Source organism: Streptomyces sp. NPDC028711, assembly GCF_055565415.1.
This window is the reverse complement of record NZ_JBVHUJ010000001.1, coordinates 768839-783330: the sequence shown is the minus strand read 5'-3', so window position 1 is coordinate 783330 and position 14492 is coordinate 768839. Positions and strand designations below refer to the sequence as shown.

Sequence of the window (14492 nt, the reverse complement as noted above, 5' to 3'; positions counted from 1 at the left end):
CGGGCGGGACGGCCGTCTTACCTCCTGAGAGCGCCGGAACGCACCGAGCGGGCCGGACCGAGGGAAGAGAGAGAACGCCATGGCCCCGCAGATGATCTTCGTGAACCTGCCCGTGAAGGACCTCGACGCCAGCAAGGCGTTCTACGAGAAGCTCGGCTACTCCATCAACCCGCAGTTCAGCGACGAGACCGCCGCGTGTGTGGTCATCAGCGACACGATCTTCGTGATGCTGCTCACCGAGGAGAAGTTCAGGAGCTTCACCGCCCCGGGCAAGGACATCTCCGACGCCACGAAGGCCACCGAGGTGCTCATCACGCTGAGCGCCGAGAGCCGCGCGAAGGCCGACGAGCTGGCCGACGCGGCCCTCGCCGCCGGCGGCAGCCCGGCGAAGGAGCCGATGGACATGGGCTTCATGTACGGCCGCTCCTTCGCCGACCTGGACGGCCACCACTGGGAGGTCTTCTGGATGGACCCGGCGGCCACCCAGGGCTGAGCCCCCGCGGCCCCGGGCGTACGTCAGGCGGCGACCCCGCCGTCGATCACCAGGTCGGTGCCGACGGCGGAGCCCGCCGCGTCCGACGCGAGGTAGAGCACCGCCGCCGCCACCTCGGCGGCGGACGAGACCCGGCCGAGGGGCGACTGCTCCTTCATCCGGACCTCCCGCTCGGCCTCGGTCTCGCCGGGCAGCAGCGACATCGCGGACTCCGAGGCGCCGGGGCTGACCGCGTTGATCCGGACGCCGTCGGCGATGTGGTCCAGGGCCGCCGCCCGGGTGATCGCCGAGACGGCGGCCTTCGAGACCTGGTAGCCGAAGACTCCGGGGACCCGGACGTGCGGGCCCAGGTTCGACGCGATGTTCACGATCGCCCCGCCGCCGTGCGCCCGCATGTGCGCCACCTCGGCCTGCAGGGCGTGCAGCACCCCCGTGACGTTGATGTCGAGCAGGGTGTGCCAGTCGTCCAGGGGGAAGTCGGCGGCGCTGTGACCGCCCCGGAAGACCCCCGCGTTGTTGACGGCCACGTCGAGACCGCCGAAGACCTCGACCGTGCGCCGGACCAGTTCGCGGGTGGACCCGGCGTCCGCCACGTCGGCGGTGACCGCGGTGGCGGTGCCCCCCGCGGCCTCGATCAGGCCGGCCGTCTCCCGGAGCGGCCCCGCGGTACGGCCGGCGACGACGACCTTCGCGCCCTCGGCGGCGAAGGCGAGCGCGATGGCCCGGCCGAGGCCGGAACCGGCACCGGTGACGAGGACGACGCGATCGGTGAAGCGTGCGGACATGTGAGTCGACTCCCCTGTGAGTAGCTGAGTTAATTTGACCGTACGTTCCAATATGGGCGCCGAAGAAAGGGCGCCCCCCCCGTGGGCGCCCGTCCCCTCAGTCGAGCAGGCTCAGCGCCTGCTCCGTGGCGTCCCGCACCCGGGCCGGGTCGCTCGACACCTTGCCGACCACCCGGATGCCCTGCAGCACGACGAGCAGCATCCGGGCCAGGGCTCGCGGGTCCCGGCCGGCCGGGAGCTCGCCCCCGGCGCGGGCCCGGGTGAGCGCCGCGTACAGAAGGGTCTCGATCAGCTCCCAGCTGAGCTCGACCCGGCGTGCGACGGTCGTGTCGTGCGGCCCCAGTTCCGCCGCCGAGTTGGTGACGAAGCAGCCGTTCAGGCGTTCCTCGTCCGACGACGCCTGGGCGGCGAAGCGGCGGACGAGCGCGCGGACGGCCGGCAGGGCCGGGCCCGGCGCGGACAGTTCCTCGACGATCCGCGGGTCGCGGATCTCCAGGTAGCGGTCGAGCGCCTTCAGGTACAGCTCGCGCTTGTTCCCGAAGGTCGCGTAGAGGCTGGCCCGGCCGATGCCGAGGTGCTCGACGAGGTCCGACAGGGTCGTCGCCTCGTACCCCCGCGCCCAGAACAGCTCGAGAGCGGCCTGGAGCGCGGCGTCGGGATCGAATTCCTTGGTCCTGGCCACGGGAGGACCGTACGGCTATCTGGAACGAACGGTCAAGTCAGCTCGCCCGTACCGGATAGACCGCCACCGCGACCTCGTCGTCGTCCAGACACCGCCCCGTCTCCAGGTCGAAGCGCTGCTTCAGGAGCGGAGAGGCCACGAACGGCCGGCCGTCCACGGAGCCGACGAGCCCCCGGGACAGCACCTGCGCCCCGGTGAACGGGTCACGGTTGTCGATCGCGTACACCCGCCCCGACCGGTCCCGGAAGACCGCCGCCTGCCGGCCGTCCGGCAGCAGCGCCGCCACGCCCCGGCCCGGCGTCAGCCGGGACTCCTCGCAGACCGCCACCCACGTGCCGGGGGAGGGGGAGAGTTCGAGCGTCGTCGTGGTGGGAGAGGTGAGAGTCGTCGTCATCGGGAGGAAGCCCCTTCCAGCGTGCTGTTCGTCCTGCCGAGCGTCAGGATCGTGAGGTCCGGCTTGATCTGGTCGCGCTCCGGCACGAACCGGACCGACGGGTCCGGCGCGTCCGGCGCGTTCACGAAGGAGACGAAGCGCCGCAGCCGCTCCGGGTCGTCCAGGGTCTGCGCCCACTCGTCCTGGTAGTCGTCGACGTGCGCCGCCATCAGCGCCTCCAGCTCGTCGCAGAGCCCGAGCGAGTCGCGCACCACCACGTCCTTGAGGTGGTCGAGCCCGCCCTCCAGGCGCTCCAGCCACGTCGACGTCCGCTCAAGACGGTCTGCCGTCCGGATGTAGAACATCAGGAACCGGTCGATGAGCCGCACCAGTTCGGCGTCCGACAGGTCCTGCGCGAGCAGGTCCGCGTGGCGCGGGGTCGCGCCGCCGTTCCCGCCGACGTACAGGTTCCAGCCGTTGGCCGTCGCGATGATCCCGAAGTCCTTCGACTGCGCCTCCGCGCACTCGCGGGCGCAGCCCGAGACCGCCGACTTGAGCTTGTGCGGGGCGCGCAGGCCCCGGTAGCGCAGCTCCAGCTGGATCGCCATCTTCACCGAGTCCTGGACGCCGTACCGGCACCAGGTCTGCCCGACGCAGGACTTCACCGTCCGCAGCGACTTGCCGTACGCGTGCCCCGACTCGAAGCCCGCGTCCACCAGACGGGTCCAGATCGCCGGGAGCTGGTCCACGCGGGCGCCGAAGAGGTCGATGCGCTGGCCGCCCGTGATCTTCGTGTAGAGGCCGAAGTCGCGGGCCACCTCGCCGATCACGATCAGCTTGTCCGGGGTGATCTCGCCGCCGGGGATGCGCGGCACGACCGAGTAGGAGCCGTTGCGCTGCATGTTGGCGAGGAAGTGGTCGTTGGTGTCCTGGAGGGAGGCCTGCTCGCCGTCCAGGATGTAGCCGTTGTTGAGAGAGGCCAGGATCGAGCCGACGGTCGGCTTGCAGACCTCGCAGCCCTCCCCGCCCTTCGCCCCGTCCCGGCCGTGCGAGTCGAGCAGCGCCGCGAACGAGGTGATCCGCAGGGTGCGGGCGATCTCGTAGAGCTCGCTCCGGGTGTACGAGAAGCAGCCGCAGAGCCCCTTGTCCTTGGGTGCCGGCAGCAGCTTCTCGATCACCTTCACGCAACTGCCGCAGCCCGTACCGGCCTTGGTGCACTTCTTCACCTCGGCGAGGGACTCGCACTGGCCGATGGCGTGCTTGGTGACGTTGTGGCAGGAGCAGATCACCGCGTCGTCCGGCAGCGCCGAGGGACCGAGCGCCACCGGCGCGCCGACCCCGGCCGGAAGGACCAGCTGCTCGGGGGAGACAGGCGGTACGGAACCGGTCAGCGGGCGGAGCAGCCCGTACTGCTCGGCGTCCCCGACGAGGACACCGCCGAGCAGCACCCCCTCACCGGAGATCACCAGCTTCTTGTAGACACCCGAGCGGGAGTCCGAGTAGACGACGTCGAGGCAGCCCTCGGCCGTGCCGTGCGCGTCGCCGAAGGAGGCCACGTCCACACCGAGCAGCTTCAGCTTCGTCGACATGTCGGCGCCGGTGAACCCGTTGACGGTCTCGCCCGTCTCGTCCGTCTCCTCGGCGATCGCCGCCGCCGCCGTCTGCGCCATCTCGTAGCCCGGCGCCACCAGGCCGTACACCCGGCCGTCGGAGGCGAGCGCGCACTCACCGATCGCGAACACGGCGGGGTCGGACGTCCGGCACAGCTCGTCGACCGCGATGCCGCCGCGCTCCCCGACGGTGAGGCCGCAGTCGCGGGCCAGCTGGTCCCGGGGCCGTACACCGGCCGAGAAGACCACCATGTCGGTGGCGACCTCGGAACCGTCCGACAGCTTCATGCCCGTCACGGCGCCGTCCGCCGTCACGACCTCCTGCGTGCCCGTCCCGGTGTGGACGGTCAGACCCATCCGCTCGATCGTACGGAGCAGCGCGGCGCCGCCGCCCTCGTCGACCTGCACCGGCATGAGCCGCGGCGCGAACTCCACCACGTGGGTGTCGAGCCCGAGGCCCTTCAGGGCGCCCGCAGCCTCGAGACCGAGCAGACCGCCGCCGACGACCGCGCCGGTCGTCGCCGTCTTCGCGTACTCCTCGATCGCGAGGAGGTCCTCGATCGTGCGGTAGACGAAACAGCCGCGGGCGTCCTTGCCGGGCACCGGCGGGACGAACGGGTACGAGCCGGTGGCGAGGACGAGCGAGTCGTACGCGAAGACCTGCCCGGAGCGGGCGGTGACCGTACGGGCCTCCCGGTCCACCGACTCCGCCGGATCGCCGACGTACAGCTCGATGCCGTGCTTCTCCATGAAGCCCGCCTCGACCACCGACAGGTCGTCGGGGGTCTTGCCGGAGAAGTACGAGGTCAGCTGCACACGGTCGTACGCCGGGCGCGGCTCCTCACAGAGGACCACGATCCTGGCCCGCTCGGTGACCCCACGGTCGGCGAGCGACTCCAGGAACCGCTGGCCGACCATTCCGTGGCCGACCAGGACGATCGTCGGGGTGTGCGCGGTCATGTCAGCGCTCATGTCAGGAGCCTCCGTCGTGGGTGAGCAGGTGGAGCAGGGGGGCGTCGGGGAGGGCCTCGTCGCCCTCCCACGCCTGAGCGAGCGAGCCGACCGCGGCCAGGTCACCGAGGAGGACGCCCCCGACGAGCCGGTCCCCGCGGACGACGACCTTGCGGTACGCGCTGCGCGTGGCGTCGGTGAGCTGGACGACGTCGTCGCCCGGCCGGGGGGTGGCCTCGCCGAACGCGGCGAGGTCGAGGGGGCGGGCCCCGCCGAGGGTGAGGCGGGTGAGGGCGCGGGTGCCGGTGTAGCCCGTCGTGGGCGTGACCTGGGTGAGCACGTCCGCCAGGACGTCGGCCTGTTCGAGCGCGGGCCCCGCGAGGCCGTACACGCGGCCCGCGTGCTCCGCGCAGTCCCCGACCGCGTGGATGTGGGGATCGGACGTCCGCAGCTCGTCGTCGACGAGGACGCCCCGGCCGACGTCGAGCCCCGCCTCCCGGGCCAGGGCCACCCTGGGGCGCACCCCGCAGGCCAGGACCACGACCTGGGCGTCGAGCACGAAGCCGTCGGCCAGCTCGACCGCCGTCACCGCCCCGTCCCGCTGCCGAAGCCCGCTCACCCGGCACTCCGTGTGCACCTCGACCCCGAGCTCCTCGACGTGCTCCCGCAGCAGGTCGGAGGCGTGCGCGTCGAGCTGGCGCTCCATCAGGCGCTCGCCCTGCTGGGTGAGGACCACCTCCGCGCCGAGGGCCGCGAGGGCCCGCGCCGCCGAGACCCCGAGGAGCCCGCCGCCGATGACCACCGCCCGCACCCCGGGCCGGACCCGGTCGCGCAGCGCCAGACAGTCGTCGAGCGTACGGAAGGCGTGGACGCCCTCCGGCAGCTCCGCCCCGCGCAGTCCGCGCAGCGGCGGAAGCACCGGGTTGGAGCCCGTGGCGAGGACCAGCCGGTCGTAGCCGACGAGCGAGCCGTCCGCGCACTCCACCGTCCGCGCCGCCCGGTCGATCCGCACGGCCCGCACCCCGAGCCGTACCGGATCCCGGGTCTCGGGCAGGGCGATCACCTCGGGGGCGTACCGCCCGGCGAGGACGTCGGCGAGCAGCACCCTGTTGTAGGGGGCGTGCGGCTCCTCGCCGAGGAGGGTGACGGGCAGGCGCTGGGCGAGCCGGGCGCCCGCCGTTCCGCCCCCGACCACCACGATCCGTGTACTCATACCGGGAAGCGTGCGCGGCCGGTGTTACCCGACGGCATCCCGACTGTTTCCCGTACGGAACGCTGATCTCCGCCCCCGGCCGGGTCCGCTGTGAGGGCGCGGGACGGCCGACGGGCCGCAACCTCAGAGATTGCTCAACGATCAAGGGATCGATGGACGGGGCAACGATCTCGTCCCTAGGGTCGTGGCCATGCCGGAGATATCGCTGACCACCCTTGTCCTGCTCTGCCTCGCCGCGCTCGTGGCGGGCTGGATCGACGCCGTGGTCGGCGGCGGCGGACTGCTCCTGCTGCCCGCGCTCCTGCTCGGGCTGCCGAACGTGTCGCACACCTACGCCCTCGGCACCAACAAGGCCGTCGCGATCGTCGGCACCACCGGCGCGGCCGTCACCTTCGTCCGCAAGGCACCCGTCCAGGTGTGGACGGCGGTACGGGTCGGGCTCGCGGCCCTCGCCGGCTCCATGGGCGGCGCGTTCTTCGCGGCCGGTATCAGCGACGCCGTCCTCCGCCCCGTGATCATGGTGGTGCTCGTCGCGGTGGCGGCCTTCGTCATCCTCCGGCCCTCCTTCGGCGCACGGCCCGAGGGGGAGGACCGGGCGCCGCTGACCCGGGCGCGGATCGTCACCGCGATCGTCGTGGTGGGCGGCGGGATCGGCTTCTACGACGGTCTGTTCGGGCCCGGCACCGGCACCTTCCTGGTCCTCGCCCTGACCGCGGTGCTCCACCTCGACCTGGTGACGGCCTCCGCCACCGCCAAGATCGTCAACGTCTGCACCAACGCCGGCGCGCTCGCGATGTTCGCGTACCAGGGCACCGTCTACTGGCAGCTCGCGGCCGTCATGGCCGTATTCAATCTGGCGGGCGGGATGCTCGGGGCGAGGATGGCGCTGAGCAAGGGCACCGAGTTCGTGCGCGGGGTGCTGCTCGTCGTGGTCTTCTCGCTGGTCGCGAAGCTGGGCTTCGACCAGTGGGGGTGAGGACCGGGGGCGGTCTCACCCCGGGCTGCCGCACGCCGGGCTACCTGACGCCGATGAGGTGCCCGAAGGCGACCACGTTCCCCTGGTAGCCGTTCTTCTTCGAGAAGCCGCCGCCGCAGGTGATCACCCGGATCTCGGCGCGGTCCGCCTCGTCGTACACCTTCCGGTCCGGGAAGTCCTTGTTCTCGTACACCTCGACCGCGTCGACCGTGAACACGGCGGTTCTGCCGTCCTGCCGGTCCACCTCGATGCGGTGGCCCTTCTTCAGCGCGCCGAGCGTGTAGAAGACGGCGGGCCCCTCGGCGTTGTCGACGTGACCCGCGACGATCGCCGTGCCCCTGGCGCCGGGCGAGGTGCCGTCCGCGTACCAGCCGGCCATGTTCCGGTTCCCGGCCGGCGGGACGTCGAGCGAACCGTCCGCGGCCAGGCCGAGCCGCATCATCGGGGTGTCCACGTCGGTCTCGGGGATGCGCAGCCTGACCGGCGCCGAAGGCGGCAGCGGGTCGGCGGCCGCGTCCGTGTGCACGCTCGGCCCGGCGGCGAAGGCCTGCGCGGCCGACGGTACGGGCGGGGTGACGTGCTCCGAGCCGTTCTGGACGAGCCAGAGGCCGACGCAGACGGCCACGGCTATGCCCCAGCCCTTGCTCCTGTTGCTCACGGGGTTCCCTCGGTCTGTACGGGGGCGGGGTGTGGCCCTGCCCCCGCCGGGCCGTGATCGGGCGCGCGGCGGGGGCAGGACAGGCGGGTGGTCTCAGTGCCCCCGCGCGCCGCTCGCCCGGCGGCGCAGGAGCAGGACCCCGCCCACGGCAGCCGCGGCCAGCACCGCCGCGCCCGCCGTGACCTGGGCGGTGTCGGGGCCCACGCTGCCCCCGACACCGGTCTGGACGTGGCCGCTGGGGCGCCGGTGCTTGACCGTCAGGTCTCCCCGGGCGGTCTTGCCGTTGTCGCAGGCCACGCTGATGCCGTAGGTGCCGGGCTTGGCGTGCTCCGGCACGACGAACTGTCCGACCACGACCTCCTTGTGCGTGCTCGCACTCAGATGGAACTCACCCGCGCCCAGCGAGTTCGCGTCCCCGACGCCCCGGCCGTGCTTGCCGCAGGCGAGGGTGTTGACGGTGACCGTGGTGCCGGGGGAGGCCTCGGCGGGGTAGATCTCCAGCGCCTCGGAGTTCCCGGCGTACGCCGAGGGGGCGGCGAGAGCTCCGATCGCGGCGACCGTCAGCGCGGTACCGGTGAACAGGCGGACAGTGGTGCGCATGGGGGCCTCCGGGGCGCGCGAGCGGTCGAGCGGATCGGCCTCCCGGGAGGGACTTCCCGGATCGGCCTTCTGTGACCGAGATAAGAGCCGTCGCGCGCCCCGCGCCTGCTGATGAGGCATCAGGATTGGGCCGTCCGATACGGTGTGTCGTCTGGATTCCGGACGTTTCCGCAGGTCAGGGCGGGTTTCAGGGCGTCAGCTGACTCCCCGTGCCGAACGGGTGACCAGGGGTCCGTCCCGGATGTCAGGGGCGCCGGCCCTACAGCTCGTCCCACTCCACCGCGTCGTACGCCGAGCGCACCCGGCGCATGAGCTCCTCGTCCACCGCGAGCGTGACCTCGTCGATCGACGTCACGGGCGCGATGGTCCGTGCGTTGGTCACCAGGGCGGCCCGGTAGCCGGGCAGGTCGGCCACGGTGACCCGGCGCCGGGCCGACGCCAGGCGGGTCTCCAGGAGGGTCATGGTGATCCCCTCCAGGCAGGGCGCGGACGGCCAGACCAGGGAAGTCCCGTCCCAGAAGGCGATGTTGGTGATCGCGCCCTCGGCGATCTCGCCGTACGGGGAGGTGAGCAGGGCCTCGTCGTAACCGGCCCGCCGGGCCGCCTCGCGGTGGTAGCTCTGGCCGAAGCCGCCCAGGTGCTTGATGTGGGGGGCGGGACGCCAGTACTCGACGGTCCTCAGGCGCTGCGGGGCGCCGGGCCCGTCGGGGGCCGGCGGGGCGACGGTCACCACGAGGCGGGCGCCCTCGTACCCGTACACCCGCACCGAGGCGTCCCGGAGTCCGGCCGTCTCCAGGGCCCCGGCGACGAGGCCGCGCACCCGCCTCCCGTCCAGTTCCCGGCCGAAGAGCTCGCGGGTGGAGCGGTCGAGGCGGGCCAGGTGCGGGCCGAGGCCCTTCACGCGCCCGTCCCGTACCTGCATCGCCGTGAAGTGGCCGAAGCCGCTCATCAGGGTGGCGAGCAGCGCCGGGTCGGCCGCGGGAACGCCGTCGATCTCGATGTGGCCGGGCGGGGTGGTCATGCCCTCACCGTACGTCCCGCGAAAGGGGCTTGAGGAACGACTTCGGATCACCGCTTGACCTCAACCAAACTTGAGGTATCAGGATCATCGACATGGACATCACGAACTCCACCCAGACCCTGCCCCTCCACCTCGTCCTCGTCGTCGCGAGCGACCGCGAAGGCCGCTTCGCCCCCGTCATCACCGACTGGTTCCGCTCCCACCTCGCCGAGCGCGAGGACTTCACCGTCTCCGTCGTCGACCTCGCCGAGGTCGACCTCCCCACCTCCCTCTCCTACGACCCCTCCCCGGCCGTCCGCGCCGAACTCGCCAAGGTCTCCCCGGTCCTCGCCGCCGCCGACGCCTACGTCGTCATCACCCCCGAGTACAACCACTCCTTCCCCGCCTCCCTCAAGAACCTGATCGACCGTCACTACACCGAATGGCAGGCCAAGCCCGTCGGCTTCGTCTCCTACGGCGGGATCTCCGGCGGCCTGCGGGCCGTCGAACAGCTCCGCCAGATCTACGCCGAGCTGCACGCCGTCACCGTCCGCGAGACCGTCTCCTTCCACCACGCCCACGGACAGTTCGACGACGAGGGCCGGCACAAGGACTCCGCCGCCGCCGACGGCGCGGCCAAGGTGCTCCTCGACCAGCTCGGCTGGTGGGGCAGGGCCCTCAAGGACGCCAAGGCGATCCGCCCGTACGGCGCGTGAGGGGCCGTCACCGTGCTGCTGCGACTCCTCGCCCCCCGCCTCAGGCCCTACCGGGCGCTCCTCGTCCTCCTCGTCGCCCTCCAGCTCGTCCAGTCCCTGGCCTCCCTGGCCCTGCCCACCCTCAACGCCGGTGTCATCGACGAGGGCGTCCTGCGGGGCGACACCGGCCGGGTCCTCCGCGGCGGCGCCGTGATGATCGCCGTCACCCTCCTCCAGGGCGTGGTCGCGGCCGCCGCCACGTACACCGGCGCCAGGATCGCCATGGGCGTCGCCCGTGACCTGCGCTCCGAGGTGTTCCGCCGCGTCCAGGACTTCTCCGCCCGGGAGCGGGGCCGGTTCGGCGCCGCCTCCCTCATCACCCGTACGACCAACGACGTCCAGCAGATCCAGACGTTCACCGTCCTCGTCCTGACCATGCTGGTCGCCGCGCCGCTCCTCTGCGTCGGCGGGATCGCCATGGCCCTGCGCCAGGACGTGCCGCTCGCCCTGGTCCTGCTCCTCTTCGTGCCCGTGATGACCGGGGCCGTCGGCGCGATCGTGCTGCGGATGCGGCCGCTGTTCCGGGGCATGCAGGAGCAGGTCGACGGCGCCAACCGGGTGCTGCGCGAGCAGATCACCGGCGTCCGGGTGGTCCGTGCCTTCGTCCGCGACCGGCACGAGCGGGAACGGTTCGGCGCCGCCAACGACGAGCTCCTTTCGGTCGGCCTCCGGGCCGGCCGGCTCCAGGCCCTGATGTACCCGACGGTGCTCATCGTCTGGGAGCTCACGACCGTCGCCCTGGTGTACGTCGGCGCCCACCGGATCGACTCCGGCACGCTCCATGCGGGCGGCCTCGTCGCCTTCCTCGGCTATCTGCTCCAGACCGCGATGTCCGTGATGATGGTCCTCTTCCTGGCCATGCACATGCCCCGGGCCGAGGCGGGCGCCGAGCGCGTCCGCGAGGTCCTCGACACCCGCTCCTCGGTCGTCCCGCCGGTGGATCCGGTGCAGACCGTCGACGGCCGGGGGTACCTGGAGGTCAAGGGCGCGGACTTCCGGTATCCGGGTGCGGAGGAGTCCGTCCTGAAGGACGTGGCTCTCGTGGCGCGGCCCGGTGAGACGACGGCGATCATCGGTTCGACGGGCAGCGGGAAGTCGACGCTGCTCGGGCTCGTGCCCCGGCTCTTCGACGCGACCGGCGGCGAGGTCCTCGTCGACGGCGTCGACGTCCGGAGGCTCGACCCCGAGCTGATGGCGAAGACCGTGGGCCTCGTGCCGCAGAAGCCGTACCTCTTCTCCGGGACCGTCGCGACGAACCTGCGGTACGGGAAACCCGACGCGACCGACGAGGAACTCTGGCACGCCCTGGAGGTCGCCCAGGCCGCCGACTTCGTACGCGACCTGGAGAAGGGGCTCGACGCCCCCATCGACCAGGGCGGCACCAACGTCTCCGGCGGGCAGCGGCAGCGCCTCGCCATCGCCCGGGTCCTCGTCGCCCGCCCCCGTCTCTACCTCTTCGACGACTCCTTCTCCGCGCTCGACCCCCGCACGGACTCCCGGCTCCGCGAGGCCCTCCGCGAGGAGACGGCCGACGCGACCGTCGTGATCGTCGCCCAGCGGGTCTCCACCATCCGGCACGCCGACCGGATCGTCGTCCTCGACCGGGGCCGGAACGTCGGCACCGGCACCCACACCTCGCTGATGCGGGACAACGCCACCTACCGGGAGATCGTCCTCTCCCAGCTCACCGAGGAGGAAGCCGCATGAGTACGGCCACGGCGAGCCGCAGCGACGGCACCGGAAGCACGGGCACCCCGGGCACCACGGGCACCCCGGGCACCCCGGGCACCACGGGCACCCCGGGCACCCCGGGCACACCGGATGGACCGCCCACCGCCCCCGCCCGCACCGCCGGCTCCCCCCAGCGCGGCCCCGGCCTCCCCGCCGCCGCCGTCCTCGAACGCTCCCTCTCCTTCCGCACCTCCGGGCTCCGCCTCCTGCGCACCCTCGCCCCCGACAAGCCCCTCCTCCTCGCCGTCCTCGCCGCCGGCGTCACCGCCGTCTCCCTCTCCGTCCTCGGCCCGCTCCTCCTCGGCCGCGCCACCGACCTCGTCGTCACCGGCGCCACCGGCCCCGGCGGAGTCGACTTCGCCGCCGTCGGCCGGATCCTCGCCCTCTCCGCCGCCGGCGTCGCCGGCTCGGCCCTCTTCACCTGGATCCAGCTCCGGATCGCCACCACCGTCGTCCAGCGGGCCGGGCACCGGCTCCGCGAGCGGGCCCAGCACAAGCTGGCGAAGCTGCCCCTCACGTACCTCGACCGGCAGTCGCGCGGCGAGGTCCTCTCCCGCACCACCAACGACATCGACAACATCACGCAGACCCTCCAGCAGGCCTTCAGCCAGATGATCAGGGCCGTACTGACCCTCCTCGGCGTCCTCGCGATGATGTTCTGGATCTCGCCGCTGCTCGCCCTCGTCGCCCTCGCCACCGTGCCCGTCTCGGTCGCCGTCGCCGCCTTCGTCGGGCGCCGCGCCCAGCCGCAGTTCGTGAAGCAGTGGGCGGTCACCGGCAGGCTCGGCAGCCATGTCGAGGAGATGATCACCGGTCACACCGAGGTCGTCGCCTTCGGCCGCCGCGACGAGGCCGTGCGCCGCTTCGACGAGCTGGGCGACGAGCTGTACCGGTCGAGCTTCCGCGCCCAGTTCGTGTCCGGGTTCATCCAGCCCGCACTGACCGTCGTCGGCAATCTGAACTACGTCGCCATCGCCGTCGTCGGCGGACTGCGCGTGGCGAGCGGCACGCTGTCCGTCGGAGACGTGCAGGCCTTCATCCAGTACTCGTACGAGTTCAACGGCCCGATCACCCAGGTCGCCGCGATGGCCAACCTCCTGCAGTCCGGAGTGGCCTCCGCCGAGCGCGTCTTCGACCTCCTCGACGCCGAGGAGGAGTCCCCGGACCCGGCCGAGCCGCAGCGGCCCGCCGAGCTCCGCGGCAAGGTCTCCTTCGAGAAGGTCGCCTTCCGCTACGAGGACGGCAAGCCCCTCATCGAGGACCTGTCCCTCACCGTCGAACCCGGCCGTACCGTCGCCATCGTCGGCCCCACGGGCGCCGGCAAGACCACCCTGGTCAACCTGCTCCTGCGCTTCCACGAGGTCACCGGCGGCCGGATCACCCTCGACGGCGTCGACACGGCGACGATGACCCGGGAGGAACTGCGCTCCGGCACCGGCATGGTCCTCCAGGACACCTGGCTCTTCGGCGGCACCATCGCCGACAACATCGCCTACGGGGTGCCCGGCGAGGTCACCAGGGAGCAGATCGTGGCGGCGGCCAGGGCCGCGCACGCAGACCGGTTCGTCCGCACCCTGCCCGCCGGGTACGACACCGTCCTCGACGAGGACGGCGGAGGCCTCAGCGCCGGCGAGAAGCAGCTGATCACGCTGGCCCGCGCCTTCCTCTCCGACCCGGTGATCCTCGTCCTCGACGAGGCCACCAGCTCCGTCGACACCCGCACCGAACTCCTCGTACAGCAGGCCATGGCCTCCCTGCGCGCCGGGCGGACCAGCTTCGTCGTCGCCCACCGGCTCTCCACGATCCGGGACGCCGACACGATCCTGGTGATGGAGAGCGGCTCGATCGCCGAACAGGGCACCCACGAGGAACTGCTCGCCGCCGGAGGGGCGTACGCCCGGCTGCACGCCGCCCAGTTCGCCCGTACGGTGGAGGCGTGATCGTCACCGTCCTCACCACCACCGACGCGCGCGCCAAGGCCGAGGCCCTGGCGCGCGGCGCCGTCGAGAGCCGGCTCGCCGCCTGTGCGCAGATCTCGGGGCCCGTCACCTCCGTCTACCACTGGCGGGGCGCGATCGAGTCCGCGGAGGAGTGGCAGGTGGTCCTCAAGACCACCGAGGCCCGCTATCCGGCCCTGGAGGCGCACCTCCTCGCCGCCCACGACTACGAGACGCCCGAGGTCATCGCCACCCGGGTGACCCGGGTCAGCGAGGAGTACGCCCGCTGGGTCGAGCGGGAGACCGCGCCCGCCCCGGCGATCGAGGGCCTCGTGCCGACGCACGACGAGCGGCCGTTCTTCGTGTACGGGACGCTGCGCCCGGGCGGGTACAACCACGACCGGTTCCTGCGCGGCCGGATCGGCGACGAGGCGGACGGCGTGCTGTACGGGGCGGTCCTGCACGACGGGCCCGGTTATCCGTACGTCGTCCCGGCGGACGGGGGCCGGGTGGTCGGCACCCTGCTCACGCCCGCGCCCGGCGCCTACGGCGAACTGTTCGGCCTGCTCGACCGGCTCGAGCTGCCCGTCGGGTACGAGCGGGTGGCGATGGACGTCGTACGGGTACGGGACGGGGCGCGGGTGTCCGCCTGGGTGTTCCTGGCGGCGCCGGACGCGCCCCTCGGCCCGGTCATCGAGAGCGGCGACTGGTTCAGCCGGCCTTAGTCC

The 14492-nt window shown here is 72.5% G+C and carries 14 protein-coding genes; 6 read left to right on the top strand and 8 right to left on the bottom strand.

Annotated elements, in window-relative coordinates:
- Window positions 1-79 precede the first annotated feature (79 nt).
- Entirely contained in the window at window positions 80-493 is a 414-nt protein-coding gene (locus ACZ4VK_RS03490) for a VOC family protein (protein ID WP_468347987.1), read from the top strand.
- A gap of 23 nt (window positions 494-516) precedes the next feature.
- Here ACZ4VK_RS03490 and ACZ4VK_RS03485 read toward each other — a convergent pair whose 3' ends face one another.
- The 5 genes from ACZ4VK_RS03485 to ACZ4VK_RS03465 all read right to left on the bottom strand — a co-directional run bounded on the left by ACZ4VK_RS03485 (window position 517) and on the right by ACZ4VK_RS03465 (window position 6107).
- Window positions 517-1278 carry an SDR family NAD(P)-dependent oxidoreductase gene (locus tag ACZ4VK_RS03485; RefSeq protein ID WP_468347985.1) on the bottom strand — a complete coding sequence of 254 codons (762 nt, stop codon included), beginning with the start codon at window positions 1276-1278 and terminating at the stop codon, window positions 517-519.
- Between the two features lie 97 nt (window positions 1279-1375).
- A complete protein-coding gene (locus ACZ4VK_RS03480; protein ID WP_468347983.1) occupies window positions 1376-1960 on the bottom strand; it encodes a TetR/AcrR family transcriptional regulator in 585 nt (194 codons plus the stop codon).
- Window positions 1961-1997: 37 nt separating this feature from the next.
- Window positions 1998-2354, bottom strand: a complete 357-nt coding sequence (gene nirD, locus ACZ4VK_RS03475; protein WP_468347981.1) for a nitrite reductase small subunit NirD — start codon at window positions 2352-2354, stop codon at window positions 1998-2000.
- Window positions 2351-4915, bottom strand: coding sequence for a nitrite reductase large subunit NirB (gene nirB / locus ACZ4VK_RS03470; RefSeq protein ID WP_468347979.1), 2565 nt, complete (start codon window positions 4913-4915; stop codon window positions 2351-2353). The genes nirD and nirB overlap by 4 nt, the downstream gene beginning before the upstream one ends.
- A 1-nt stretch (window position 4916) precedes the next feature.
- Window positions 4917-6107, bottom strand: a complete 1191-nt coding sequence (locus ACZ4VK_RS03465) for an NAD(P)/FAD-dependent oxidoreductase (RefSeq protein ID WP_468347977.1) — start codon at window positions 6105-6107, stop codon at window positions 4917-4919.
- Window positions 6108-6297: 190 nt separating this feature from the next.
- Between ACZ4VK_RS03465 and ACZ4VK_RS03460 the strand changes: the two genes are divergently transcribed.
- Window positions 6298-7083, top strand: a complete 786-nt coding sequence (locus ACZ4VK_RS03460; protein ID WP_468347975.1) for a sulfite exporter TauE/SafE family protein — start codon at window positions 6298-6300, stop codon at window positions 7081-7083.
- 40 nt (window positions 7084-7123) lie between these two features.
- Here ACZ4VK_RS03460 and ACZ4VK_RS03455 read toward each other — a convergent pair whose 3' ends face one another.
- The 3 genes from ACZ4VK_RS03455 to ACZ4VK_RS03445 form a co-directional block, all read right to left on the bottom strand.
- The gene (locus tag ACZ4VK_RS03455) at window positions 7124-7741 is read right to left on the bottom strand and encodes a class F sortase (protein WP_468347973.1); all 618 of its coding nucleotides are present in this window, start codon (window positions 7739-7741) and stop codon (window positions 7124-7126) included.
- A gap of 93 nt (window positions 7742-7834) precedes the next feature.
- A complete protein-coding gene (locus ACZ4VK_RS03450; RefSeq protein ID WP_468347971.1) occupies window positions 7835-8341 on the bottom strand; it encodes a hypothetical protein in 507 nt (168 codons plus the stop codon).
- Window positions 8342-8600: 259 nt separating this feature from the next.
- On the bottom strand, window positions 8601-9362 hold the full coding sequence (locus tag ACZ4VK_RS03445; protein WP_468347969.1) for an aminotransferase class IV: 762 nt from the start codon (window positions 9360-9362) through the stop codon (window positions 8601-8603).
- A 92-nt stretch (window positions 9363-9454) separates the two neighbouring features.
- On the opposite strand from ACZ4VK_RS03445, the gene ACZ4VK_RS03440 reads away from it, so the two are divergent.
- The 4 genes from ACZ4VK_RS03440 to cutA are packed head-to-tail and all read left to right on the top strand — an operon-like array spanning window position 9455 to window position 14489.
- Window positions 9455-10057 (top strand): NADPH-dependent FMN reductase, encoded by a 603-nt coding sequence (locus ACZ4VK_RS03440; protein WP_468347967.1) that lies wholly within the window; start codon window positions 9455-9457, stop codon window positions 10055-10057.
- 12 nt (window positions 10058-10069) lie between these two features.
- Window positions 10070-11803 carry an ABC transporter ATP-binding protein gene (locus tag ACZ4VK_RS03435; RefSeq protein WP_468347965.1) on the top strand — a complete coding sequence of 578 codons (1734 nt, stop codon included), beginning with the start codon at window positions 10070-10072 and terminating at the stop codon, window positions 11801-11803.
- Complete coding sequence (locus ACZ4VK_RS03430; protein WP_468347963.1) at window positions 11800-13767, top strand: ABC transporter ATP-binding protein; 1968 nt, start codon at window positions 11800-11802, stop codon at window positions 13765-13767. The genes ACZ4VK_RS03435 and ACZ4VK_RS03430 overlap by 4 nt, the downstream gene beginning before the upstream one ends.
- Complete coding sequence (cutA, locus tag ACZ4VK_RS03425) at window positions 13764-14489, top strand: divalent cation tolerance protein CutA (RefSeq protein WP_468347960.1); 726 nt, start codon at window positions 13764-13766, stop codon at window positions 14487-14489. The genes ACZ4VK_RS03430 and cutA overlap by 4 nt, the downstream gene beginning before the upstream one ends.
- Window positions 14490-14492 lie beyond the last annotated feature (3 nt).

Coding starts and splice junctions, on each gene's coding strand:
- ACZ4VK_RS03490 (WP_468347987.1), top strand. CDS start 80: ATGGCCCCGCAGATGATCTTCGTGAACCTGCCCGTGAAGGACCTCGAC.
- ACZ4VK_RS03485 (WP_468347985.1), bottom strand. CDS start 1,278: ATGTCCGCACGCTTCACCGATCGCGTCGTCCTCGTCACCGGTGCCGGT.
- nirD (WP_468347981.1), bottom strand. CDS start 2,354: ATGACGACGACTCTCACCTCTCCCACCACGACGACGCTCGAACTCTCC.
- nirB (WP_468347979.1), bottom strand. CDS start 4,915: ATGAGCGCTGACATGACCGCGCACACCCCGACGATCGTCCTGGTCGGC.
- ACZ4VK_RS03465 (WP_468347977.1), bottom strand. CDS start 6,107: ATGAGTACACGGATCGTGGTGGTCGGGGGCGGAACGGCGGGCGCCCGG.
- ACZ4VK_RS03460 (WP_468347975.1), top strand. CDS start 6,298: ATGCCGGAGATATCGCTGACCACCCTTGTCCTGCTCTGCCTCGCCGCG.
- ACZ4VK_RS03450 (WP_468347971.1), bottom strand. CDS start 8,341: ATGCGCACCACTGTCCGCCTGTTCACCGGTACCGCGCTGACGGTCGCC.
- ACZ4VK_RS03445 (WP_468347969.1), bottom strand. CDS start 9,362: ATGACCACCCCGCCCGGCCACATCGAGATCGACGGCGTTCCCGCGGCC.
- ACZ4VK_RS03440 (WP_468347967.1), top strand. CDS start 9,455: ATGGACATCACGAACTCCACCCAGACCCTGCCCCTCCACCTCGTCCTC.
- ACZ4VK_RS03430 (WP_468347963.1), top strand. CDS start 11,800: ATGAGTACGGCCACGGCGAGCCGCAGCGACGGCACCGGAAGCACGGGC.